Annotated in this window: 21 protein-coding genes; 5 read left to right on the forward strand and 16 right to left on the reverse strand. The window is 58.8% G+C overall.

What is annotated here, in order from left to right; genetic code table 11:
- Positions 1-270: 270 nt before the first annotated feature.
- The 7 genes from tviB to ABD687_RS06720 all read right to left on the reverse strand — a co-directional run bounded on the left by tviB (position 271) and on the right by ABD687_RS06720 (position 8,247).
- Positions 271-1,548: a Vi polysaccharide biosynthesis UDP-N-acetylglucosamine C-6 dehydrogenase TviB gene (tviB, locus tag ABD687_RS06690; RefSeq protein WP_310292540.1), complete on the reverse strand. Its 1,278-nt coding sequence runs from the start codon at positions 1,546-1,548 to the stop codon at positions 271-273.
- A complete protein-coding gene (locus ABD687_RS06695) occupies positions 1,545-2,486 on the reverse strand; it encodes an NAD-dependent epimerase/dehydratase family protein (RefSeq protein ID WP_310292538.1) in 942 nt (313 codons plus the stop codon). Before ABD687_RS06695 ends, tviB begins: the two co-directional genes overlap by 4 nt.
- Positions 2,483-3,730 carry a glycosyltransferase family 4 protein gene (locus tag ABD687_RS06700; RefSeq protein ID WP_310292536.1) on the reverse strand — a complete coding sequence of 416 codons (1,248 nt, stop codon included), beginning with the start codon at positions 3,728-3,730 and terminating at the stop codon, positions 2,483-2,485. The genes ABD687_RS06695 and ABD687_RS06700 overlap by 4 nt, the downstream gene beginning before the upstream one ends.
- Positions 3,723-4,439: an acetyltransferase gene (locus tag ABD687_RS06705; RefSeq protein WP_310292534.1), complete on the reverse strand. Its 717-nt coding sequence runs from the start codon at positions 4,437-4,439 to the stop codon at positions 3,723-3,725. Before ABD687_RS06705 ends, ABD687_RS06700 begins: the two co-directional genes overlap by 8 nt.
- On the reverse strand, positions 4,429-5,052 hold the full coding sequence (locus tag ABD687_RS06710) for a sugar transferase (RefSeq protein WP_310292533.1): 624 nt from the start codon (positions 5,050-5,052) through the stop codon (positions 4,429-4,431). The genes ABD687_RS06705 and ABD687_RS06710 overlap by 11 nt, the downstream gene beginning before the upstream one ends.
- Entirely contained in the window at positions 5,049-6,167 is a 1,119-nt protein-coding gene (locus ABD687_RS06715; protein WP_310292531.1) for a DegT/DnrJ/EryC1/StrS family aminotransferase, read from the reverse strand. Before ABD687_RS06715 ends, ABD687_RS06710 begins: the two co-directional genes overlap by 4 nt.
- A gap of 307 nt (positions 6,168-6,474) precedes the next feature.
- A complete protein-coding gene (locus ABD687_RS06720; RefSeq protein WP_310293505.1) occupies positions 6,475-8,247 on the reverse strand; it encodes a polysaccharide biosynthesis protein in 1,773 nt (590 codons plus the stop codon).
- A 510-nt stretch (positions 8,248-8,757) separates the two neighbouring features.
- On the opposite strand from ABD687_RS06720, the gene ABD687_RS06725 reads away from it, so the two are divergent.
- Positions 8,758-10,008, forward strand: a complete 1,251-nt coding sequence (locus ABD687_RS06725; RefSeq protein WP_310292529.1) for a class I SAM-dependent methyltransferase — start codon at positions 8,758-8,760, stop codon at positions 10,006-10,008.
- A gap of 141 nt (positions 10,009-10,149) precedes the next feature.
- Complete coding sequence (locus ABD687_RS06730) at positions 10,150-11,292, forward strand: glutamate--cysteine ligase (RefSeq protein ID WP_310292527.1); 1,143 nt, start codon at positions 10,150-10,152, stop codon at positions 11,290-11,292.
- A gap of 76 nt (positions 11,293-11,368) precedes the next feature.
- On the opposite strand, the gene tsaD is transcribed toward ABD687_RS06730, so the two are convergent.
- The 7 genes from tsaD to coaA form a co-directional block, all read right to left on the reverse strand.
- Positions 11,369-12,442: a tRNA (adenosine(37)-N6)-threonylcarbamoyltransferase complex transferase subunit TsaD gene (gene tsaD / locus ABD687_RS06735; RefSeq protein WP_310292525.1), complete on the reverse strand. Its 1,074-nt coding sequence runs from the start codon at positions 12,440-12,442 to the stop codon at positions 11,369-11,371.
- Between the two features lie 100 nt (positions 12,443-12,542).
- Positions 12,543-12,977: a ribosomal protein S18-alanine N-acetyltransferase gene (rimI, locus tag ABD687_RS06740; RefSeq protein ID WP_310293502.1), complete on the reverse strand. Its 435-nt coding sequence runs from the start codon at positions 12,975-12,977 to the stop codon at positions 12,543-12,545.
- Positions 12,978-13,024: 47 nt separating this feature from the next.
- Positions 13,025-13,696 (reverse strand): tRNA (adenosine(37)-N6)-threonylcarbamoyltransferase complex dimerization subunit type 1 TsaB, encoded by a 672-nt coding sequence (gene tsaB / locus ABD687_RS06745; RefSeq protein WP_310292523.1) that lies wholly within the window; start codon positions 13,694-13,696, stop codon positions 13,025-13,027.
- A gap of 21 nt (positions 13,697-13,717) precedes the next feature.
- On the reverse strand, positions 13,718-14,266 hold the full coding sequence (gene tsaE / locus ABD687_RS06750; RefSeq protein ID WP_377700365.1) for a tRNA (adenosine(37)-N6)-threonylcarbamoyltransferase complex ATPase subunit type 1 TsaE: 549 nt from the start codon (positions 14,264-14,266) through the stop codon (positions 13,718-13,720).
- On the reverse strand, positions 14,259-15,461 hold the full coding sequence (alr, locus tag ABD687_RS06755; RefSeq protein ID WP_377700364.1) for an alanine racemase: 1,203 nt from the start codon (positions 15,459-15,461) through the stop codon (positions 14,259-14,261). The genes tsaE and alr overlap by 8 nt, the downstream gene beginning before the upstream one ends.
- Before the next feature lie 165 nt (positions 15,462-15,626).
- A complete protein-coding gene (mscL, locus tag ABD687_RS06760; RefSeq protein WP_264271839.1) occupies positions 15,627-16,028 on the reverse strand; it encodes a large conductance mechanosensitive channel protein MscL in 402 nt (133 codons plus the stop codon).
- A gap of 94 nt (positions 16,029-16,122) precedes the next feature.
- Positions 16,123-17,082, reverse strand: a complete 960-nt coding sequence (coaA, locus tag ABD687_RS06765) for a type I pantothenate kinase (protein WP_310293495.1) — start codon at positions 17,080-17,082, stop codon at positions 16,123-16,125.
- 148 nt (positions 17,083-17,230) lie between these two features.
- On the opposite strand from coaA, the gene glmS reads away from it, so the two are divergent.
- A complete protein-coding gene (glmS, locus tag ABD687_RS06770; RefSeq protein WP_310292521.1) occupies positions 17,231-19,102 on the forward strand; it encodes a glutamine--fructose-6-phosphate transaminase (isomerizing) in 1,872 nt (623 codons plus the stop codon).
- Positions 19,103-19,201: 99 nt separating this feature from the next.
- Here glmS and ABD687_RS06775 read toward each other — a convergent pair whose 3' ends face one another.
- Positions 19,202-19,807: a mycothiol transferase gene (locus ABD687_RS06775; protein WP_310292518.1), complete on the reverse strand. Its 606-nt coding sequence runs from the start codon at positions 19,805-19,807 to the stop codon at positions 19,202-19,204.
- Positions 19,808-19,923: 116 nt separating this feature from the next.
- Here ABD687_RS06775 and ABD687_RS06780 point away from each other — a divergent pair, with 116 nt between their 5' ends.
- Complete coding sequence (locus tag ABD687_RS06780; RefSeq protein WP_302265264.1) at positions 19,924-20,274, forward strand: holo-ACP synthase; 351 nt, start codon at positions 19,924-19,926, stop codon at positions 20,272-20,274.
- A 107-nt stretch (positions 20,275-20,381) separates the two neighbouring features.
- Positions 20,382-21,947 carry an NAD(P)H-hydrate dehydratase gene (locus ABD687_RS06785; RefSeq protein WP_310292515.1) on the forward strand — a complete coding sequence of 522 codons (1,566 nt, stop codon included), beginning with the start codon at positions 20,382-20,384 and terminating at the stop codon, positions 21,945-21,947.
- Positions 21,948-22,230: 283 nt separating this feature from the next.
- On the opposite strand, the gene ABD687_RS06790 is transcribed toward ABD687_RS06785, so the two are convergent.
- Positions 22,231-23,445 carry a hypothetical protein gene (locus ABD687_RS06790; RefSeq protein WP_310292512.1) on the reverse strand — a complete coding sequence of 405 codons (1,215 nt, stop codon included), beginning with the start codon at positions 23,443-23,445 and terminating at the stop codon, positions 22,231-22,233.
- Positions 23,446-23,600 lie beyond the last annotated feature (155 nt).

The following is a 23,600-nucleotide window of genomic DNA, read 5'->3' on the forward strand; positions in this document are numbered from 1 at the left end:
ACAAAGCCACTTTCAAATTCACGACCTTTGGACGCGCCGCAACTTGAGGTTGCTGCCGTTGAAGGACGAGAGCTTCAAACGTACTCTAATTCATGCACATGCACGTCGGCTACCGATCCTGGCTCGATATTTCCCACAGATCATGCGATCTGGTCGCCGTACTCGAAGCATCTGCCACAAGCTTCTTCAACGATGCATAGGAACAAGATTTGAACTATATTTCTTAAAATGAATATTGAAAATCCATTCAATATTCCTATACTTTATTATCTATAGGCGAATGTCGACGATATCAGGACGCAGTACTGATTTGAGGTCGTAGACAATGCCGGATTCATTTCGCAGGAATCCGCGAACTTCCTCTCCAGTTAGCTCCCTATACTGAGCATGTGCGACTGCAAGAATCACGGCATCATAGGTGTTCCTAAGTAGCTCTGGCATGATCCTCATACCGTAAAGTGCGAACGCTTCCGCAGAATCGGCCCAAGGATCATGGACGTCGACATCTATGTCAAAATCCCGGAGTTCGTGGACTATGTCCAGCACTCGAGTATTCCGTAAGTCCGGAGTATTCTCTTTGAAAGTCAATCCAAGGATAAGAACCTTGGCGCCTCGGAGAGGGAGTCCCTTCTTTGCCATACGCTTAACGAGTTCTGACGCGACATATTGACCCATGGAGTCGTTCAGACGTCGACCTGCCAAAATGATTTCCGGATGGTACCCAACCGACTGGGCCTTATGCGTCAGATAGTACGGATCGACTCCGATGCAATGGCCACCCACCAATCCCGGACGGAAAGGCAAAAAGTTCCACTTCGAACCCGCAGCAAGTAGAACTTCTTCGGTATCGATATCGAGTTTGTTGAAGAGGATCGCCAACTCGTTGATCAGCGCAATGTTGACGTCCCGTTGAGTGTTCTCGATTACTTTCGCAGCCTCCGCCACTTTAATCGATGGGGCACGATGCGTTCCGACGGTAATGATTGACGAATAGAGATCGTCCACAAAGTCAGCGGTTTCCGGCGTGGAGCCTGAGGTCACTTTTATGATGTTACTTACACGATGCTCTTTATCGCCAGGATTGATACGCTCGGGACTATAGCCCACGGTGAAGTCGACGTTGAATGTCAAGCCTGAAACAGCCTCCAGAACTGGGACACATTCTTCCTCAGTTGCTCCAGGGTAGACCGTCGACTCGAAGATTACGATGTCGTCAGGATTGAGTACCCCTCCAATCGTTTCAGCTGCCAAAAGAACCGGACGAAGATTGGGCTGTTTATGCTCGTTAATCGGAGTAGGAGTTGTGACGATATAAACCGTTGAGGCCCGAAGCGCTTCCGGATCATCCGTGAAAACCATGGAGGAGGTGCGGAGCTCATCGTCATCCACTTCCAGTGTCCGGTCATGTCCTTGGTTCAGTTCCTCAACGCGCTCAGAGTTGATGTCGAAACCGACTACATCGAATTTCTTGGCGAATTCGATGGCCAGGGGCAACCCGACATAGCCTAGGCCAATCACTGCGATACGTGCGTTAGTCAGATCGCTCACGCTTCAATTCCATTCTTTCGATACCACGCTAGAGTTGCTTTCAGGCCCACCGTTAGTTCTACTGGTTCAATGTCAGGGAAGAGTTCGAGCACCCTTGAAGAATCAGCCTGAGACGCCTTCACATCACCAATCCGGGGATCTGTGTGGACTCGTTCGAGGTCATGCTCGAGTAAGCCCTCGAGTTTTTCCATTAGCTCTAGCAGGCTGGTGTTGGTGTTGAAGGCGAGGTTTATTGGTCTCGGGCTAGACACCTTGTTGGTTATTGCTTTCCTAATCACTTCGCAAACTGTGTCAACATAGGTGAAGTCGCGGGACTGGGTTCCGTCGCCGTGCACCTCGAGCGGACGACCCGCGAGAGCTGCGTCAATGAATTTCGGAACAACGGCAGCATAAGCATGGCCCGCGGCTTGCCCCGGACCGTAAACGTTGAAGAACCGGAATGCTAGGGTCTTGAGACCATAGGACGACTGGTACGCAAGCGCATAACTTTCGGTAGCGAGCTTGGACACTGCATACGGGCTCATCGGCCTGGTGTAGTCGTCCTCGTTCTTGGGCAGTTTAGGATTCGACCCGTACACGGAACTGGATGAAGCAACCACTACGTGATCGACACCTCTAGCGCGGGCCGCCTCCAAAACGTTTAGCGTTCCCGTCGTGTTGGCGTCATGCGACGCGCGCGGATTCGCGACAGATCTGGGAACACTAGGGATTGCCCCCAGATGAACGATGGAGTCCATGCCTTCGGCCGCCGCAGAAAGAGCCTCGAAGTCAAGGAGGGTTCCCTTGATAAATTGAACATCAATGCCCTCAAGATTATCCAAGGAACCAGTGCTCAAATCATCAAACACCCGCACTTCATCCGCTGTTCCAAAGTCCAGGAGTATTCGGCTCAGATTCGATCCAATGAAACCTGCCCCACCGGTAATGAGTACCTTCACTTGTTTTCTCCATCAGTTGTCAGGCCAATAATTCGATTTGCACTGCATGTATTCGTAGTTCCTGACAAAATCTCGGCGATACCTTGCCAGATTCTCTCTTGTTGGAATTCGCTTAGAACCCGTTGTTTCGCGGCCGATCCCAGTCGTTTCGCAGTCTCCTGCGAACCTGCGAGTAGGTTGATCTTCTCGACAAGGGCATCAGCGTCACCGACGTCTATAAGAAAACCTGTTTGATCATCGACGACTGAGTCGATGGCACCTGTAGCGCGGGTTGTGATCGCAGGGATTCCGGCAGCCGCGGCCTCGAGCACTACGTTGGGGAATCCTTCTCGCAGCGTCGGCAGACAAAGTACGTCCAGAGCCGGTAAATATCCCCACACGTCATTCGTCCACGGAACGAATCTAACCTTGTCGCCAAGTGCCCGCACCATATTAGTAAGGTTCTCGTCTTCCGCGGCACCTATACATAGCAGCCGTACTCTACTGTCCAAGAGTTCTTCAGAGAAGGCATGGACGAGCGTCTCCAGGCCCTTGTCTCTTGCAATCCGGCCAATAAAACCAACAACAAAGTCATCCCGATTAAGATCTAGGCTGACCCTGATTTCGTCACGATTCACTGACTCAACTCGCACCTCCACTGCCCGGGCGTCCACTCCATTGCTGCTGCCGGCGCCAATCACCCAGGACTTGCGACGGCTCAGCAATCGTCGACTGTCTGCTTCCCGTGCAAGAGACTGGCTCACAAACAATACGTCAGTAGCCACCTTCATGGAGAGCCATTCCGTGAGCCAAAGGATAGAGCTCAACGGGCCTTTAGCTCCTTCCAAGCGGAGTCCTCGCACCACATAGACGCGCCGTGGAATTCGCGTGAGCCACGCTGCGATCCCCCCAAGTAAGCCAGCCTTCGGTGTGCTTACATTTACCACTGCAGGTTTGAGACAGGAAAGGAGCCGCACCCAACGCCACAGCGCAACGCAATCGGCCACCGGGGAAATTCTGCGCGACATCGGAAGGGGGTACAGCTCCGTGCCCTCTCTCAGAGCAGCAGCATGAGCGTCCTCATCGGGTGTAGTCACGAGCTTGACGTCCCACCCTTGCGCGCCGAGCCATTGAAGTTGGCCTCGCAAAAGTTTGAGCGCGCTTACACCTACGGTGACTCCGTACACGACACGCCGCGAAACATCTTGATTGTCCGTTCTTGCGAGGTATGCATCGCCGCTTTCGTGGCCCGGCCCTTCACTCATCAATCTCTTGAACCTCTCGACTAGTGTTCGCCGCTGTTAGGATACTGTGATCGACGGGGCGTGCGGGGACACCTATTACAACCGTGTCGGCAGCTACCGATCGAGTCACACACGCACCGGCACCGACCAACGCGTCTTCTCCGATCGACAACTGCTGCAGAATAATTGCTCCAGCACCTATGAGTGTCCGGCTTTGGACAAGTACATCCCCAGACACGATTGCCCCTGGGTTCACCGAAACAAAATCTTCGAGCACAGTGTCGTGCCCGATCGTCGAGTTCGGATTCAGGTGAACGTGTCGACCCAGACGCGTGTTCGTGGAGAGTTGCACCCCGCCACAGATAATTGCTCCTGCGCCGATTGCACGTACTGAACCGACAACCGCGCTCGGATGTACAACCGTCATAGGATGCCACCCGGCGTTTTCAAGTCGTTCAGCGACCCCTCGTTTGACCTTTGGATCACCGATACCGAGAACAAAATTGCCAGCAGTTTTCTGCGCCAGGATATCTTCCACGCCACCGAGGTGATCGTATCCCCGATCTTTAAGTCGGTTCAGATTCACGTCAGAGGGTGAATCATCTACGACCCCCAAAAGGCGAATGTACTTATCCGTACCGTGACGTTGGGAGGCATTACACGCTTCCACCACATCAAGAACCTCGCGTCCGAAGCCACCAGCTCCAATGAGTACGGCCTCAATTGGCACGAGAACTCCCCACGAATTCTTCCATCGTCGCGTGCCCGTCGTGGCTAACGCCTTCACGGACAAACACAGCACGAATCGTTCGCCATAAAACCTTGACATCAAGTAAGAAGCTGCGCCGATCGACGTATTCGATATCCATAGCGAACTTTTCATCCCAGCTGATCAAGTTGCGTCCGCTGACCTGGGCGAGACCGGTCACACCAGGGCGCACCTCGTGACGACGGGTCTGCTCCGGCGTGTAACGGTCGAGATATGCTACTAATAAGGGTCTTGGGCCAACCAAGCTCATGTCGCCGCGCAGCACGTTCAGCAGGGATGGCAACTCATCGAGACTAGTCGAGCGCAGCGCCTTTCCGAAACTAGTGAGCCTGTCTGCGTCGCTCACCAGACCCGTCGTCTCATCCGCGTTCAGCATGCTGCGGAACTTGTAGAGCTTGAATATCTTGCCGTCGCGACCAGGCCGGTCCTGTTCGAATATGACGGGTAAGCCGAGCTTCGCCCGCACGATTAGTGCTGTTGCACCGATCACCGGCGAAAGTAGAACGAGCCCGGTTCCCGCTCCGACAATGTCGATAACACGTTTGACCGCGTCGTACTTTCGTTTAGTGCTCATGCCCGTGCCTGCGCAAACTCCGAAATTATATCGAGCACGAATTGGCGCTGAGACTTCTTCAACGAGGAACCGCTCGGGAGTGTGAGATGCGTCTTGAACAGATTCTCGGCAACTCCGCTAATCTCACCTCGATACCTTGAGAACACCGGTTGCAGGTGCATCGGCTTCCAAATCGGCCGACTTTCGATATTATGCTGTGCCAGGGTCGCCGCAAGATCATCCGGACTCCATCCCGTCACCGATTCGTCTATCGAGATCGAGGTCAACCACACGTTGTCTTCCTCATCGCCCTTGGCACCGAATATCTCGACCCCGTTTATTCCTGAGAACAGATCCTTATACTGGTCGCGCATCCTGCGACGCTTCGCTATCATCTGGTCTAGACGCGAAAGTTGCGCGCGACCCAGCGCAGCAAGCAGGTTGCTCAAGCGGTAGTTATAGCCAACGTCGTGATGTTCGTAGTGGACCACCGGCTGCCGGGCCTGTGTTGCAAGGTAGCGCACGTTGCTCGCGAGGTCTTCGTCGTTGGTCATCAGCATGCCGCCACCGGAAGTCGTCATGATTTTGTTTCCGTTGAACGAGAACACGGAAGCCGCGCCGAAACTGCCTGCGGCCTTGCCAGCGTGTGTTGCGCCGAGTGATTCCGCTGCATCGGCAAGGACTGGTACTTCGAATTCAGCAGCAATGCCGAGGATACTCGTGTAGTCGATCGCCTTACCCAGAAGATCAACGGGCACAATTGCTGCCACGTGAGTGCCCGCGTCACGCAAACTAATCAAAGCCCGACGCAACAATTCCGGATCCATGTTGCCAGTCTCTGGCAAGCAGTCGATGAAGTATGGTTCGGCACCTGTATACATAATCGCGTTTGTAGTCGCGGCAAATGTCATCGTCGAGGTAACGACTACCTCGCCTGTCTTGGCACCGAGAGTCAATAGAGCCAGGTGCAGCGCGGCTGTTCCAGAACTCAAGGCAACAGCGTGATTCACTCCTACCCTGTCTTTAAGCTCCGACTCGAATGCATCGACGTCCGGTCCAAGTGGAGCGATCCATCCCGAGCGAACTGCATTGAGGATATATTCTTCCTCAAGCTCGCCAACATCCGGCGATGACATGTAAATTCTTTCCTGCATCAACTGTCCCTCTCAGGGCTTGCCTGCGCCCGCGACTGCTTTGATCTCTTCGCGAGAAACTTAATTCGATTTATTTGAACGGTGGAAGAGCCACTCGTGTCGTCATCAACGAAATTCGAGTGCATCGTCTGGCCGTCACGGAGCCTATTGACGACAAACAGAGTGGTGAGCGAGTTGACTTCAAGGGAAGCCACGTGTCGCAGCGCGGCGCAACCCGGAGTCAAATTGTTCGTTTAATATTCCGTGATCAACCGAGGATGATCCGGAGTAATTGTGACTCCGACGAATACTAATCACTGGCATCTATTTCGGCATGATGATTCGGGGCGGATGGCACTCTAGCCGAGGAATAGTCCGTTTGGAGACGTGCTTCCCAAGAGGACTTGGTGACTCGCTCCGGCGAGATCGGATTGACGTCGGCATGCGAGATCTGTGGGTGGAAAGGGCGACTGTCAGATTCTCCATGTCCGACAAGCTCCTCATGGAGCTTCTCACCTTCACGCATCCCTGTGAACACAATTTCAATGTCTTTTCCGGACATCTCAATCATGCGTTGGGCAACGTCGAGGATCTTCACTGGTTCACCCATGTCCAGGATGAGCACCTCGCCTGCCCCTCCGATACCGCCAGCTTGTACTACCAACTGGCAAGCCTCCGGGATCGTCATGAAATACCGAGTGATATCGGGATGCGTAACAGTCAGTGGTCCGCCTGCTTCTATGAGTGAACGGAACGTGGGCAACATTGAACCGCGGCTCCCGATCACGTTCCCGAATCTGACCGAAAGATAGGGTTTGCCCGTTTCAATCGCCATCCATGCAGTAAGTTTTTCGGCCACTCTCTTGGAATGACCGAGAACACTGCTCGGGTTGGCCGCCTTGTCTGTAGAGATGTTTACAAAGGTCGCCACATTCGTGGATTGCGCGGCACGCAAGACATTTAGTGTGCCCAGAACATTGGTCTTCCAAGCCTCATCCGGGTACTGCTCCAGCATTGGCAGATGCTTCAATGCGGCAGCATGGAAGACGACGTCTGGGCGCCGTTCCTCAAATATTTTCTGTAGTGCTTCTGTATCTCGAATATCCGCTAGGACGACGTCTCTTGTATGTAGTAGCCCGTGTCCAGCGATTCTAATTTGAGCCCCTTGAAGGCCAGTCTCATCGCGATCAAGCATGATCAGCTCTGAAGGCGCGAATTTGCTGATCTGCAGACATAGTTCCGATCCGATGGACCCTCCTGCGCCGGTGACGAGAACTCGTTTTCCGGCAAGGTAGCCCGCAATGGATTCAATTTCGGTATCGACCGGGTGCCGGCCAATAAGATCCTCAATGGATAAGTCTCTCAAGTCCGAGAGCCTGGTCTTCCCAGCCAGAACATCATTCAGTGGCGGCAATACCATGACATTCAGGCCAGCTTCAGCGGCTGTGTCTGAGATCAATCGAACTTGTGGAGCATCCACATAGTTGATTGCTATGACGAGTTCAACTGCACCTGTCCTAGCGGCCACTTCAGCCATGGACTCAAGACTTCCCATTACCTGAACACCGCGAATCTGAAGATTTGATTTCGCAGGGTCGTCGTCAATTAAGGCGACGGGGCGATAGGTGGTGTTTGGGTCCGTGAGCATGCGTCGCACCAAGGTTTCCCCCAAGTAGCCGGCACCGTAGATAATGGTCGGCAACGCAGCATCGCCTGGACGCAGGTGCCGTTCACTCGCTACGCGCTCCATGTATCTGACACCACACATTAACAAGAGTGCTATCGGAGCACCAATGAGCCCGATGCTGCGTGGTATATCCCAGTCTGTTCCAAATGCGAGCAGCACCATGCTCGCGGCGGATCCAACTAACGCCACTGCATATACGAGCACTCGGATTTCTTCAAAAGTTCCGTAAGTGAATCGCCTGGTGTACAGAGCAAGCAACCAACCCAGGAAGAGGTGTAGAGCGGCTGCACCGAGTCCGGCCAACAGGACCGGAACGAAATTGAATTCAGTCATTCTGAATTCAAAACGGAAAATCGTTGCTAGACATAGGGCAACGATCCATGCCGCTATGTCCATGGCCACGTGTCGATCACGAATCCAATGACCGTTGGGCTTCGGTGGGTTCCAACGCGGCGCGTCCGAAGCTTCAGTCTCTTTCGCGCGCGCTGCATAAGAATCCATCTATTTCCCCCAGAAAAAAGTTGTATGGCCCAGAAAGGCAGGCTTATTCGTCGAGAGAATTAATCCCGTGAACATGCTGACAATATCAACCTCGAACGCCGACCCATAAATATTGCCTCCCTGAAACTAGTTTTAATCATTCCCACGACCACCCGATTGTCGTTGCATCTACCGGCCGCCTTAAGACCACTCACCAGAGTGGACAACGAATTTGCCTGTCATTTCGCGAAACTCTGCCAGAGTAAGTATAGGCATTCTCCTTTGCGTGCGCGTGACAGACATCACCAATATTACGAATCGATATATGGCAGGACAGAGCTCTTGGACGTAATGTGGGGAGGCCGATTCTCCGCATGGGCCAACATATACAGAGCACCTCAGATTCCTCCCGCTAGGCTTGATCCCATGGCAAATCAAAGCTCTGAAGCCGCAGCATCCCAACTGGCAATCCTATTGACACCCCAGGGGTGGGACCTTCTGAACTCAGTTGACCCGTCCGCCGCCGGAACGAAGGAAGCGGCACTGAATCTCAATCTGTCTCTGCGCAAGGACGGACATCCAGTGGAATTGGTGACGGCGGTGGTCCAGCAGGCCCAGCTTCGTTCCAAGGCCCGAACCAAGTTCGGCCCCTTCGCCGACCGCATGGTCTTCACCCCGGCCGGCCTGGAACAGGCAACGCGGCTCAAGCTCGCAGGACTCCATGCCCAGCGCTTCACCCGCGCCGGGATCAAGAAGGTAGCCGACCTGGGTTGCGGCATCGGCGCCGATTCGCTCGCGCTTGCCAGCGCCGAACTCGAGGTGACCGCCGTGGAGATGGACGAAACCACCGCGGCCGCTGCCACCCTGAATCTCATGCCGTGGCCTACCGCCACCGTCGTCAATGCCGACGCGACCACCTTCGATCTGACGGGTTTTGACGGGGTGTGGCTCGACCCGGCGCGGCGCACCACCGATACATCCGGCACCTCGCGGATCTTCGATCCGGAGGCCTTCAGCCCGCCCCTGTCGTTCGTCGAATCGCTGGCCGACCGCGGTCTGGCCGTAGGCGTGAAGATGGGCCCAGGACTGCCACACGACGCGGTGCCGGCCAATTGCGAGGTCCAATGGGTTTCGATAAACGGGGACGTCACGGAGGCCGCACTCTGGTTCGGCCCGCTCGCCCGCCCCGGGATCCGCCGCGCTGCCCTGATCATCGCCGCGCACGGTGCCACCGAGCTGACCAGTCCGGTGGACTTCGATCCGGATGCGGCCCTGCGCGGCGACGTGCCCGTGGGCGAAATCGATTCTTACATTTATGAACCTGACGGCGCCGTGATCCGCGCCGGACTCATTGACGAATTACTCAAGACCAGCGGTGGGCACCTGATCGATCCGCGCATCGCTTATTTCAGCACCGCGGAGCCCGTTGAAACCCCGCTGGCCAAGGCCTACAAGGTTCTTGCCGTCCGGCCCTACCACGTGAAGAACCTCCGAGCTTGGGTCAAGGCCGAAAAGATCGGCGTGCTGGACATCAAGAAACGCGGCATGGATGTCACGCCGGAGGAACTGCGCAAGATCCTGCTGGCAGGGACAGGGCGCGATGCCAAGAACAAGGCGACCCTGATCCTCACCCGGGTCGGCGATCAGCGTTACGCCATTGAGGTCGAGCCCGTGTAGGAGGTGTGTGCGCACGAGCACCCCTTGATCCACAAAACTACCGGCGAGCCCCGACGGTCGCATCAAACGCGCCATTACGCTCGATAGACTGTGCAGTAACAACATATTGGCGTGATTCGCCGCATAAGACATGGAGGCCCGATGCAGATAGATTTCGCATCATCACGCCAGTCCACCCTTGGTGTGGAATGGGAAGTTGCATTGGTGGATCGGCATACCTCCGATCTGCGGTCGGTAGCCGAGGAAGTGCTGGCCGAATTGAACCTCCGCCACGGTTCGCTTGCCATCGACGAGGAACATCCCCATGTGAAGCAGGAGCTGCTCCTGAACACCGTGGAGATCGTTACCGGTGTTTGCGAAACCGTGGCACAGGCCAAGGCCCAACTACACGAGAACCTGGTGGCGGTCCGCGAGGTCACCGATCCGATGGATGTCGACCTGTACTGCGCAGGTTCCCACCCGTTCGCACCTCCGAAGCTGCAGCCGGTCACCGACAAGGACCGCTACGCCAAGATGATCGACCGCACCCAGTGGTGGGGCCAGCAGATGGTGATCTACGGGGTTCACGTGCATGTCGGCCTTGACTCCCGGGCCAAGGCCCTGCCGATCGTTGACGGGCTCATCAACTACCAGGCGCACTTCCAGGCATTGTCTGCTTCCAGCCCCTTCTGGGGTGGGGAAGACACCGGCTATGCCTCGCACCGCGCCTTGATGTTCCAGCAGCTTCCCACCGCCGGCATCCCGTACCACTTCCCGAGCTGGGACCAATACGAGTCATACGTCGCCGACATGTTGCACACCGGCGTCATTGACGACATCTCGGAAATCCGCTGGGATGTGCGCCCGGTCCCGCGCTTCGGGACTGTCGAAATGCGCATCTCCGACGGGCTCTCCTCGCTGCAGGACATCGGTGCCATAGCCGCGCTCACGCAATGCCTCGTGGATGACATGTCCACCACGCTGGACAACGGTGGCACCATCCCCGTCATGCCTCCTTGGTACCGGGTTGAAAACAAGTGGCGCGCCGCCCGCTACGGCATGGAGGCCATCATCATCCTCAACGCCGCCGGGGATGAAATGCTCGTCACCGAGCATTTGCTCCTGGAGCTCGTCCGGCTGGCGCCCGTAGCGGAAAAGCTTGGCTGCAGTGCCGAGCTGGCGGATGTTGAACGCATCATCAAGGGCGGAGCCGGCTACCAGTGGCAGCACAAGATCGCCTCCGCCCACAACGGCAACCTGCGTGAAGTCGTCAAGGACAACGTACGCCGTATGCACCTGGCCTAAGGCAAAGCAATAGGGCACCTAAGCGAAAGGGTGGATGGGACCATTCCCATCCACCCTTTCGCATTCCCGGCCGTTTCTAGTTGGCCAATGAAATCAAACTCACCGGTTGCCCGGAGTCCGTGGAGAATCCCAGCCCGGTCGGCAGGACCTGGTCCGCAACCAGCTGGGCGCCTAGGGCCGCGACCATGGCGCCGTTGTCGGTGCACAGGTTACGCGGTGGCACACGCAGGGCGATCCCAGCCGAGGCACAGCGCACAGCCAGCAGCTCGCGCAATCGCGAATTGGCAGCCACCCCGCCGCCCAGTAAAAGGTTCGTCAATCCGTGTTCCTGACAGGCACGAACCGCCTTGGACGTGATCACGTCCACCACGGCTTCCTGGAAGCTCGCGGCAATGTCGGCGACCGGAACCTCCTCGCCGCGCTTTTGGTACTGCTCGACGCAGCGTGCAACGGCTGTCTTCAGTCCGGAGAAGGAAAAGTCATGGCGGTGCTTTCCCGGCTCTTCTTCCGTTCCAATGAACTTGGGCAACGTCAGACCGCGCGGAAAGCGGATGGCCTTCGGGTCGCCTTCCTTGGCAATCCGCTCAATGACCGGTCCGCCCGGGTATCCCAGTCCCAGCAGTCGGGCGACCTTGTCGTAGGCCTCCCCTGCTGCGTCGTCGATGGTTGCACCCAGCAGGCGCACGTCAGAAGTCAGTGAATTGACCTGCAGGATTTCGGTGTGGCCGCCGGACACCAGCAGCGCACCGAGGTTTTCGGGCAGCTTCCCCCCATCAAGAATGCCGACTCCCACATGCGCGACCAGGTGGTTGATTCCATAGAGGGGTTTGCCCGTGGCCAGGGCCAGTGCCTTGGCCGCCGAGACTCCTACCATCAATGCTCCGGATAATCCCGGGCCGCTGGTCACCGCTATCGCGTCGATCTCGTCCAGGGTCACACCGGCTTCCTTCAGCGCGGAATCGAGCGTCGGGACAAAGGCATCAAGGTGCGCCCGGGAAGCAATTTCCGGAATGACACCACCGAAGCGCACGTGTTCCTCCATGGAGGAGGCCACTGCATTGACCAAGAGGTCGGTTCCACGCACGATACCCACCCCGGTTTCATCACAGGAGGATTCAATGCCAATAACAAGCGGTGCAGAAAGGGACATAAGACCAATTTTAGGTGTCTCACCCCGGTTTGGGCGAAGCGGGTCAATTGGATGGCTGGAAGACCGGCGGGCTTACCCGCAGTTCCCCCTTAAGATTCGCTCAATTAGCCAGGATCAGCACCTTGCGCATGATCACCGCATCGACGCCGTCGCGGTAGTAACGGGGCCTGCGGTGGATGGCGTCGAAGCCGTGTCGCTCGTAGAGACCACGGGCTCGGGGGTTGTCCGCGCGGACCTCCAACAAGAGGTCTGTGGCGCTGCGCTCGATCGCCGTATCGATCATCAGACGCAAAAGGTACGTGCCGATCCCCCGGCCCTCGTAATCCGGGGCCACGGCAATGGTCTGCACATCGGCCAGTGGCAGGACGCACATCAGTCCGCAATAGGCAACGATCTTCCCTGCATCCTGCACCACCCAATAATTCCGGGTTGCTGTCTGCTCCAGCTCGCCGACAAACATGTCCTGCGGCCAGGCGTCTATCGGGAAAAGTGCCTTCTCCATTTCCCAGACCTCGGCCACATCAGCCATGACCATGGCCCGGGTCTCCAAGCCCGCCGGAGTGGGGAATGCTTCTTTCGGGTTCACAGCAGTTTCCCCTTCATGACCGCGGGGACCTTTGCATCGGACTCGCGCAGGTAAAGCGGTTCGGTCCCCAGAAGCGTTTCTCCGGCGGACAGGATGCGAAGGGCACGGGTGCCCAGTGGCACTGCACCGGGGTGGGCGTGCTCGAATCCGGGGACGACATCCGCTCCCACGGTTGCCAGGCGCTCGGCATAAAGTCCTGCGCCGGCCCCGTACACCGGACTAGCAGGAAGTTCCTCGGCGACGCTCACGTGCGGTCCCTCAAGCAGGACCCCGGTCTTGTCATAGCGCGCCCAGTACAGTTCCTTGCGCCGAGCATCAATGGCAACGGTGAAGTTGTCTGACGGCTCCTGCGCCACGGCATCCAGGGCAATGGCGTCCAGACTCATCACTCCGTGGACAGGGATCCCCCATACAAAGCCCAGCGTCCGGGCGGTGGCCAGCCCCACGCGCAGCCCGGTGAAGGGTCCGGGTCCAACACCTACGGCAATAGCTTCCGGTGTTCGGCCGCCGGCCTGATCGAGCAGGGACTCGATGGCGGGGGCCAATACCTCGGAGTGGTCGTTGCCCACGTTTGAGGTGAAGGAGCCCAACACCTCTACGGTGTCGCCCTCGGATTCCAGCAAGGCTGCGGAGGCGTTCGCCGAAGTGTCAATGGCCAATAGAAGCATGTGTGCGGTTCCCCTGTTGTTCTAGCGGTCGAAGTCGGTCAGTAACGTGGCAAGCCCGGGATCGTTCTCCCAGCGCGGGCCATATGCTGCGATCCGGATGGTGCGCGGCTCGTCATCCTCGCCCTCATTGAAGTCGAAGACCAGGTCTTCGTGGACTTCGGCAGATCCAGGACGCAGCAGGACGATTTCAAGCCTGGAATCGCTGAGCTGCTCCACCTTGCCCGCACCCCACTCCACCACTGTGACGGATTGGCCCATGCTCGCTTCCAGATCCAAGTCATCGAGTTCAGCGGCACTGTCCAACCGATAGGCATCAACATGCACCAGATCCGGGCCGTGACCCAGGGCGGGGTGGATGCGGGAAATCACGAAGGTTGGCGAGATGATTCCCTCACGTACCCCCATTCCCAGACCTAGTCCCTGGGTGAAAGTGGTCTTTCCTGCACCGAGCTCGCCGGTGAGGATCACCAGATCCCCGGCGCGCATGATCTCTCCGAGCCGGTGAGCGAAGTCGCGGGTCTCGGCAATATCGCCTACCTCAAGCTCGGCGGCAATCGATGCATCATTCACCGGACTCTCCCCAAGTGCCCTCCACCAGTCGGCGCGGAACGCGGGGTGAGATACGGGTGACGATTTCATAGTTGATGGTCCCCGCAGCATCTGCCCAATCGGTCGCGCTGGGGCCGCCCTCGCCAAAGAGGATGACCTCGGAACCCAGGATTTCGGCCACGTCTATATCCGGGCCCAGGTCCACCACGAATTGGTCCATGGCAATGGTGCCGCGCACCAGGTAGGTCTTGCCGTTGATGCTCACCGGTGCGTTGGAGGCAGAACGCGGAATGCCGTCCGCGTAGCCCATCGGGACCAGGCCCAGGTAGGTTTCCCTGTCCGTGTGGTACCGCAATCCATAGCCCACGCCCTGCCCGGCCGGCACCTTCTTCACGTTCGCGATCCGGCTGACCAACGTCATTGCCGGGCGCAGCCCGTACCGTGCCGGTTCTTCGCCGGCGAAGGGGCTTAGCCCGTACAGGCCCAGTCCAAGCCTGACCATGTCGTAATGCGCGTCGGGACGCGTCAGGATTGCCGGTGTGTTGGCAATGTGCCGCACCTCAAGGTCAAACCCGGCATCCTCGGCCAGGGCCACCGCCTGGTTGAATGCTTCCAATTGTTCGTCGGTTTCCGGGCGTTCGGGTTCGTCGGCCACCGCCAGGTGGGAGAAGACACCCACCACGCGCATCAGGCCTTCATCCTGGAAGCTGGCGGCCCGCCCCAACAGCTGCTCCCATTGGTCGGGCGTGCAGCCGTTGCGGCCAAGCCCGGTATCGATCTTTAGGTGCACGCGTGCGGGCTGCGCGGCGGCCTGTGCCGCGCGGGCCACATGCTCCAGTTCCCAGCCGGATACGGCCAAGTCGAGATTTGCCGCAATGGCCGCTTCGAACGGGGTTCCCTCGGTGTGCAGCCAAGCCATCAACTGGGAGTCCAGCCCCGCCTCGCGCAATTTCAGGGCCTCGGTGACATGGGCACAACCCAGCCATGTCGCCCCGGCCTGCACGGCCGCACGTCCCACGGCCACCGCTCCATGTCCGTAGCCGTCTGCCTTGACGACTGCCATGACCTCGGCAGGGGCCACGAGCTCGGCGACGCGCTTTACGTTTTCACGAATATTGGCCAGATCGATGATGGCCCGCCGTTCCCAGGTGGACGTCGTTGTCTCATCCTGGGTGTGGGTCGGCTTTTCGGTCTGTTCGGTTGATTGTGCACTCACCCATCCATCATCCCACTTTCCCCTTGGCGCCCGCTCAAGGCCACGCCACCCACGCCACCGCTCCTGCAGTACTGTGCCGGAAAAGACGAAGCACCGGTGACCTGATCATGGGATCGGGTCACCGGTGCTTCGTAATGGACGGACCCGAAAGGGTCCGCAGTGGATTTACAGGGTTCGGTTGGTGCGGAGCTCGTCGCGGATCTCGGCCAGCAGCGCAAGCTGCGGATCGAGCTCTTCGGCGGGTTCTTCAACGCCAAGGCGGGCCTGGCGCCGTTCCTCGAGGTGCTTCATCGGCACCACGACAAAGAAGTAAATGGCTGCAGCAATGAGGATGAAGTTCACCAGAACGGTCAGGAACGCACCGATCTTGATGGCCACACCGGCACCGAGCGTGATAACCAGGAAGTTATCGAAGTTCGGCGAACCGACCAATGCTGCGATCAATGGCATGAGAATGAACTCAACCAATGCTGTGACTACGGCGCCAAAAGCAGCACCGATGACAACGGCTACGGCAAGGTCAACGACATTGCCCTTCATGATAAATTCTTTGAATCCCTTGAGCATGTGCCCAGCTTTACACACAATCGCAGTGGTCAAAAGGCACGGCGCGGAAATTTTATGGGAAATTATCGATACGTTCACCCAAAAAATTCGGGTATCAGATCTTGCGAAGCAGCATCCTGCGGATCGAATGGTCCGCCGATTTGCTCAACACCAGCTGTGCGCGGCCACGCGTGGGAATGACGTTTTCCCTCAGGTTCGGCTCGTTAATCCGTTTCCAGATTCCGTGCGCGGTTTCCCTGGCTTCCTCGTCGCTCAGCGATGCATAGCGGTGGAAGTAGGAAGCGGGGTCCGAGAACGCGCCGGAGCGCAGCTTCATGAAGCGGCGGATGTACCACTCCTCGATATCGGACGTTCTCGCGTCAACGTAAACGGAGAAATCAAAGAAATCACTCAATGCCAGGCCGGCGGTGCCGTCCGTGCGTGCACGGGCGGGCTGCAACACGTTCAGCCCCTCCACGATCAGCACCTGGGGAGAGCGCACCACGACTTCCTTGCCCGGCACGATGTCATAGGTAAGGTGCGAATACCAAGGGGCGCGCACCTCCGGTGCGCCGGACTTCACTTCGGAAACAAATCGCAACAGGCGACGACGGTCATAGGATTCCGGGAATCCCTTGCGGTGCATGATGCCGCGTTTTTCCAGATCGACGTTCGGATATAGGAAGCCGTCGGTCGTAATCAACTGCACATCGGGGGTGTCCGGCCAGCGACGCAACAATTCCTGCAGCACACGGGCGGTCGTGGACTTTCCCACGGCCACGGAACCGGCCACGCCAATGACAAAGGGAGTGCGCCGGGTGCTCTCCCCCAGGAAGGTGTTGGTCGCCTGGTGCAGCGAGGCAGAGCCCTGGACATAGAGGTTGAGCAGGCGCGAGAGCGGAAGATAGACCTCACGCACCTCGGCGAGGTTCAGCTGCTCTCCCAGACCGCTGAGGCGGCGCAGGTCCGCTTCATCCAAGGGTTGCTTGAGTTCGTTGGACAGCCTTGCCCAGGTTTGGCGGTCCAATTCGACGAAGGGTGTAGCACTGTAGTCGACCGCACGCTGTCCATTCACGCCTTGAATTGTGCCAACAATCCTCCCGTATTCCCAAACTTCACCTTTTGGCCATACTTTGGACGCGTGGGCATGCACACATATTTTTAAGACCAGCCGACAGCGCAAATGAACCGAGGGACTTGCGCGGCACGGTAATCTTTTTTGCATGTGTGGAATCGTTGGATACGTAGGTAATGCTGGACGCGCAGCCGATCACGGGGCGCTCGATGTGATTCTTGAGGGTCTTCGGCGCCTCGAGTATCGCGGTTATGACTCGGCCGGGCTCGCCGTGGTCACCGACGCGGGCATTGACTCGCGCAAGAAGGCGGGCAAGCTCGCCAACCTTGTCGACTCCCTTGAAGCCGACCCGCTGCCGGCCTCGCTGACAGGTATCGGCCACACCCGCTGGGCGACCCACGGCGGCCCCACCGACGGAAACGCCCACCCCCACCTTGCCGATAACGGCAACCTCGCCATGATCCACAACGGCATCATCGAGAACTTCGCCGAGTTGAAGGCCAAGCTTGTCGCCGAAGGCGTCGAGTTCCTTTCCGAGACCGACACCGAGGTCGCAGCCGCGCTGCTGGGCTCGGTCTACCGCGGCGCCGGCGAGGGAAACCTCACCCGTTCAATGGAGCTGACCGCCCGCCAGCTCGAGGGTGCATTCACCCTGCTGGCCGTGCACACCGAGCACCCCGGCGTTGTCGTTGCCGCCCGCCGCAACTCCCCGCTGGTCCTGGGCCTGGGCGACGGAGAAAACTTCCTGGGTTCGGATGTCTCGGGCTTCATCGACTTCACCCGCCGCGCGGTGGAACTGGGCCAGGACCAGATCGTCACGATCACCCCCGACACCCACAGCATCACCGATTTCCAGGGAAACCCTGCCGAGGGCAAGGAATTCCACGTCGACTGGGATGCAGCCAGCGCCGAAAAGGGCGGCTTCGCTTCCTTCATGGAAAAGGAAATCTTTGACCAGCCCGCAGCGGTGGCAGACACCCTGCTCGGCCGCTCGGACGCCTTCGGTCGCCTGACCCTTGACGAGCTGCGCATCTCCCCCGAGGAATTGGCATCCGTAACCAAGATCGTCGTGCTGGCCTGCGGCACTTCCGCCTATGGCGGATCGGTTGCCAAGTACGCCATCGAGAACTGGTGCCGGATCCCTGTCGAGGTAGAGCTGAGCCACGAGTTCCGCTACCGCGACCCGATCGTTGACTCCAACACCCTGGTCGTCTCGATCTCGCAGTCCGGCGAGACCATGGACACCCTCATGGCCGTGCGCTACGCCAAGGAGCAGGGCGCAAAGACCCTGGCGATCTGCAACACCAATGGCTCGACCATCCCGCGCGAATCCGATGCCGTGCTCTACACGCACGCCGGACCGGAAATCGCTGTGGCCTCCACCAAGGCCTTCCTGGCGCAGATCACCGCCACCTACCTGCTCGGTCTGTACCTGGGCCAGCTGCGCGGCAACCTGTTCAGCGGCCAGATCAAGGACATCCTGGCCGACCTGGGCAAGATTCCGGCCAAGATCCAGAACATCCTGGACCGCGCCGAGGAAATCAAGTCCTTGGCCCGCTCGATGCAGGACACCGAATCGGTGCTCTTCCTGGGCCGCCACGTCGGCTACCCGGTCGCCATGGAAGGCGCCCTGAAGCTCAAGGAAATCGCCTACATCCACGCCGAGGGCTTTGCCGCCGGCGAGCTCAAGCACGGCCCGATCGCGCTGATCGAGCAGGACAAGCCGGTCTTCGTTGTGGTTCCGTCCCCGCGTGGCCGCGATTCGCTTCACTCCAAGGTTGTTTCCAACATCCAGGAAGTGCGCGCCCGTGGTGCCAAGACCCTGGTCATCGCCGAGGAAGGCGACGAGGCAGTCCGCGACTACGCCTCGTTCGTCTTCTACGTTCCGGAGACCCCCACCCTGCTGATGCCGCTGCTGGCCACCGTGCCGCTGCAGCTCTTCGCCTGCGAATTGGCCTCGGCCAAGGGCCTGGATGTCGACCAGCCACGCAACCTTGCCAAGTCGGTCACCGTCGAGTAGGTCCTAGACCTATTTAGGTTTCACACACCCAGCGGTGCCGGAGCTTCCCTGAAGGGGGAATCACCGGCACCGCTGGTGTTTTAAGCAATGAATGCTGCCTCAGCCGGTTTGGTCGGCGTAGATGCCCTTGAGGAATTCGGCCTGCCCCAGATGCGAGGCGGTTTCATTGAGGACGCTGATGAGCCTGACGCCCGCCGTGACCGGCGGATTCCAACGCCTGTCAATAACGGCTGACAGGTCAGGCTCGCGCAAAGCGGCCAAGATACCCATGGCTTGTCCATGCACGTCCCGGTGGTAACCGAGCAGGTACTCGCCGTCATACATCCCAAAGTCAGCGACCTGGTCACTGCTGTGCCCAAATCCGGTATCCAGCTGGGCATAGGGCAAGTTGAAACGCGACACCCACCCCCGGGAAATCCAGCATTGCTCCGGCGCAGATCCATCATCCAGTGCCCTGGCCAGGTGCGTGAAGTGGTCGTCCTGGATCCGGGTCAGGTGCCAGAGAAGCCAAGCCATCGAATTCGAGTGGCTGCTCGCCCTAAAGCGCAGCATCCGTGGTTCCGCTTCATCCAGAAGCCGCTCGATACCTTCCCGAACCCGGCCGAAACCGTCCCGCAGCAGGGTCACTGCGGCCGGTTCCACGTCACTTGCGCGATCTTCTGTTGTCATTGCCAGACTCCTCGGTTCCGTCTGCGCCTTGCCCACGGTGCCTTGAAGCCTACGACTTCCCCTCTCTCTGGAACAGGGTGCACATGCCATGACCCCGGCGGGGAGCGGATACGTGGCATGGACTGGGTGCCGCGCCAGATAAACTCGAAGGCATGATCGTGGGAATTGGTGTTGACGTTGTTGAGGTCTCGCGCTTCAAGGCGCAGTTGGCGCGAACCCCTGCCCTGCGCGAGCGTCTCTTCGTGCCTGCAGAACGCGAGCTACACGTTCGGTCGCTGGCCGCTCGCTTTGCCGCGAAGGAAGCCATTGCCAAAGCACTCGGAGCCCCGGCGGGCATGAACTGGCAGCATTGCTGGATTGAAAAGGACAGCGCGGGCGACCCCTATGTGGTGCTTGACGGTTCCGTCGCCGAGGCAGCCGAGCGAAAGGGCGTGGTGCACTGGCACCTGTCCATGAGCCACGACGGCGACCTTGCCACGGCCATGGTGGTCGCCGAACGTTAGCCCGGTCCCCCGGCTATTGCCCACGCGGGCGACATGTTCGGGCGGGCCATTGCGCCGCCGCATCGATTCTGCGGCAATTCCCCTCCGGAGTTGGGTATTCTGAACTAATGATCCCCGTCTACGCAGGTACCCACGTTCGAGATGCCGAAGCCAAGCTACTGCGCGATGCCAACGACCTGACATTGATGCGCCGTGCCGCCGACGCGTTGGCCCACCAGGCAGTGGTGATGCTCAAGGAAGATACCGGGCGGCTTTACGGATCACGCGCCGTGGCGCTGGTCGGACCGGGGAACAACGGCGGGGACGGACTCTTCGCCTTGGCATCGTTGGCCAAGCGCGGGGTCCATACCACCGCGGTGCTCTTGGGCGCCAAGGCCCACCAAGAGGGTTTGGCCGCCCTGTCGCGTGCGGGCGGGCGCACGGCCGCCGTGGCGGACCTGGACGAACTGCTCGAGGATTGCGACCTGTTGATCGATGCCGGCTACGGCACCGGCGCGCGTCCCGGTCTGCAATTGCCAGCCATCCCCCGGGACATTCCGGTACTGGCTTGCGATTTGCCCAGCGGGGTCGATTCCGACACCGGGGCTGCGATCGATAGCGTTATCCCGGCGGATCGCACGGTGAGCTTCGGCGCGCTGAAGACGGGGCTCGCTGTCGGCTCGGGCCATCTGGTCTCGGGAAGCATTTGCGTCACGGATTTGGGACTCGGCGCGGCATTGCCGGAGCCCGAGGCTTGGGTGGTGCAGGGAGACGACCTGGAGCTGTTGCTGGGTCGTGAGGAAGACTGGAGCGCCGCCGGGCGCCACAAATACCAACGCGGGGTGCTGGGGCTGCTGGCCGGCTCCGCGAAGTACCCAGGTGCCGCGGTGCTCACGGCTCGTGCCGCGGTGGCAGGCGGACTGGGACTGCTGCGCACCCTTGTCCCGGATGCCGTGGCAACCGCCTTGACTACCCAGGTACCGGAGTCTGTTCCCCTGGCTACCCCCGAACTCACGGCGCTGCTTGCACGCAACCGCCGAAATGAACGCGAGGGTGCAGCGCGCATTGGCGCCTGGGCCATCGGCCCGGGATTGGACGACAACGAAGACACCCGCAAGCACCTGGCGCAAATACTGGCGGCGAACACGCCCTGCGTCATTGATGCCGGCGCATTTTCCATGCTGGAGCCGGGCGAGCACCACCAGTTGCGCATCCTCACCCCGCATGCCGGGGAACTCCACGCCCTGTTGGCAAAAGCAGGTGTCCGCGTCAGTTCCCGGGACATCGCCGCCGACCCGATCCGCTGGGCCCGCTGGGCCGCCGTTGCCTACGACAGTGTCGTCCTGCTTAAGGGACCGTCCACGATCTGCACGGCTCCGGACGGCTACACGCTGATTGTGCACGCATCCACGCCTGACCTTGCGACTGCCGGCAGCGGCGACGTGTTGACCGGCATCCTGGGCACGGTCTTGGCCGCAGCCAACCTCCCGGCCACGCCCACGAACAAGGACGTAGTGGCCCTTGGCCATCGCCTGACGGACCTTGCTGCTGCCGGTGCACTGATCCACGCGCACGCGGGCGCCCTCGCGGCACATGAAGGCACCGTCAGCGCCGTTGACCTCCTGCAGGAACTCCCGCGTGCTGGCCGGGACCTGACGTTCTTGGATGGTTCGATCGTTCGAATGTCGAGCTGAGGAAGCTTGGTGCTCTGCCACTTCAATGCGGAGTGTTTCGTGAGTATTCATCACTCGTAGGAGGTTAGGAATTGTCCTTCAAAATCGGTTTGGGCACGATAAGATAAATTTTCGACTACTTATCGTAGCCGAGAAGTGCCACGGACTTTTACAGTGCCCAGAACTGAGACGAACGCATCCACCCATAGTGTTCCTTTACGGTCGAGTGATAGAACCACTTATGTCATCAATATTCATCAATCCGGACGCTCGCTGAATGTACTACCTTCGGCAATTTGATGAGTTACTGGCCGAGGAACTTCTCCTTGCGGATGCGCTGATTTCCTACAAAGAGGTAGTCTCCGCTTTCCACAACCAGTCCGAGGGTGCTTAGCGAGTTATTGGCAGGGATTGCTTCAAGCATCACCGGTTCACGGAACGGTGGGGGACACAGCCACATGGAGTCGTATGGGCCAGCTGAACCGCCCTCCCCTGTCTGCACCCAAAATAGGTTTCCCTCCGACGTGAATGCGAGCGAACGCACCGTTCCCACCCCGTATGGCAGTGGTGCGTTGACAAACGGAATTAGGGGGAAGTTTCCTGCGCCTTGTGTGGGGAACATGAGAATGGAGTGACCGCGTTTAGTGTCATTGTCGGTCAGAATGACTTGGGCCCCGTTGATCGTGCAGGGAAGTAAATTGATACCGTAAAGTGAATTTCCGCCCTGCGCTGGTTCATACACGCTGCGGCGTTGCCACCCTGCCCCGTTCTGCCCACCTTTCCACAGACCAACGTTGGTAAACCCGGCGTCACCAAGCATGGCCCAATAGCCGTCGTTGATGTACTTGATGCCGTGGCCGTGCTTGGAGTCTGTGAACGTCTGTCGCTTAGTCCACAATGGCGACGCGGATGCGGCGTTGGGTGAGTAATAGACCGATGGGCCGCCTTTAATTGTCGCGCCGTATTCGAGGACGCAAGCGGAACCGTCCGGGCCAAGCGCGAAAGATTGTTCTCGGAAATATGAGTTGACTCCACCGTCCATTTCCCCGGATGGTGTTGTGATTCCTCCGGTGAGATCGAAAATCTTGGTCCACTCAAAAACAGGAGCTGCCGGTACGGCCGGCTTGGGCGAACGCCACACTTGCCCCAAGCGGTCAGCGTTCCCCGAGGACACGAGATAGACGTGGGTCGCCGTCCATTCCATTTGCACCAGCGATTGCGTCGTTGGGTTTACGGTGTTAGTTCGGGCACCCTTGGCCGCTTGCCAGTGGGACAAACCACCCGACGTAGCACCCCAGATTCTACCCGCGACTTCAGGGTCGGCGGATAGAGCACGGCCATGCGTCGAATTGCGGGCGTAGAGTCCCTGCGTCGAATTGATTTTAGTAGGCCCCCCAAGCATCGACCCGGCCAATGCGGCGGAAAGCGCGGTTCGGGATAGAGAGTTCGGGTCCGCGAGAAAAGCCGCTGTGCTGGCGTCTGTTGTCGGGCCAATTAGAACATCCCCCACATCACCCACGGTGGTTCCTGCCGCTGGCGGTGCGCCAGCAGCAACAAAAGCTGCGATGAACGGAGCTGTCAGAATCGCGCGACGTACCGTACTAGCAGGAACTGGGACCTGCGGTTCCAACTGACCTGAATGCGCTTTGTTTCCTCGATGCCACAACATAGGGC

It is taken from the genome of Paeniglutamicibacter sulfureus (assembly GCF_039535115.1).
In the GTDB taxonomy this organism is placed as follows: domain Bacteria; phylum Actinomycetota; class Actinomycetes; order Actinomycetales; family Micrococcaceae; genus Paeniglutamicibacter; species Paeniglutamicibacter sulfureus.

Coding starts and splice junctions, on each gene's coding strand:
- ABD687_RS06700 (WP_310292536.1), bottom strand. CDS start 3,730: ATGAGTGAAGGGCCGGGCCACGAAAGCGGCGATGCATACCTCGCAAGA.
- ABD687_RS06710 (WP_310292533.1), bottom strand. CDS start 5,052: ATGAGCACTAAACGAAAGTACGACGCGGTCAAACGTGTTATCGACATT.
- ABD687_RS06715 (WP_310292531.1), bottom strand. CDS start 6,167: ATGTCATCGCCGGATGTTGGCGAGCTTGAGGAAGAATATATCCTCAAT.
- ABD687_RS06720 (WP_310293505.1), bottom strand. CDS start 8,247: ATGGACATAGCGGCATGGATCGTTGCCCTATGTCTAGCAACGATTTTC.
- ABD687_RS06725 (WP_310292529.1), top strand. CDS start 8,758: ATGGCAAATCAAAGCTCTGAAGCCGCAGCATCCCAACTGGCAATCCTA.
- ABD687_RS06730 (WP_310292527.1), top strand. CDS start 10,150: ATGCAGATAGATTTCGCATCATCACGCCAGTCCACCCTTGGTGTGGAA.
- tsaD (WP_310292525.1), bottom strand. CDS start 12,442: ATGTCCCTTTCTGCACCGCTTGTTATTGGCATTGAATCCTCCTGTGAT.
- rimI (WP_310293502.1), bottom strand. CDS start 12,977: ATGGTCATGGCTGATGTGGCCGAGGTCTGGGAAATGGAGAAGGCACTT.
- tsaB (WP_310292523.1), bottom strand. CDS start 13,696: ATGCTTCTATTGGCCATTGACACTTCGGCGAACGCCTCCGCAGCCTTG.
- mscL (WP_264271839.1), bottom strand. CDS start 16,028: ATGCTCAAGGGATTCAAAGAATTTATCATGAAGGGCAATGTCGTTGAC.
- glmS (WP_310292521.1), top strand. CDS start 17,231: ATGTGTGGAATCGTTGGATACGTAGGTAATGCTGGACGCGCAGCCGAT.
- ABD687_RS06780 (WP_302265264.1), top strand. CDS start 19,924: ATGATCGTGGGAATTGGTGTTGACGTTGTTGAGGTCTCGCGCTTCAAG.
- ABD687_RS06785 (WP_310292515.1), top strand. CDS start 20,382: ATGATCCCCGTCTACGCAGGTACCCACGTTCGAGATGCCGAAGCCAAG.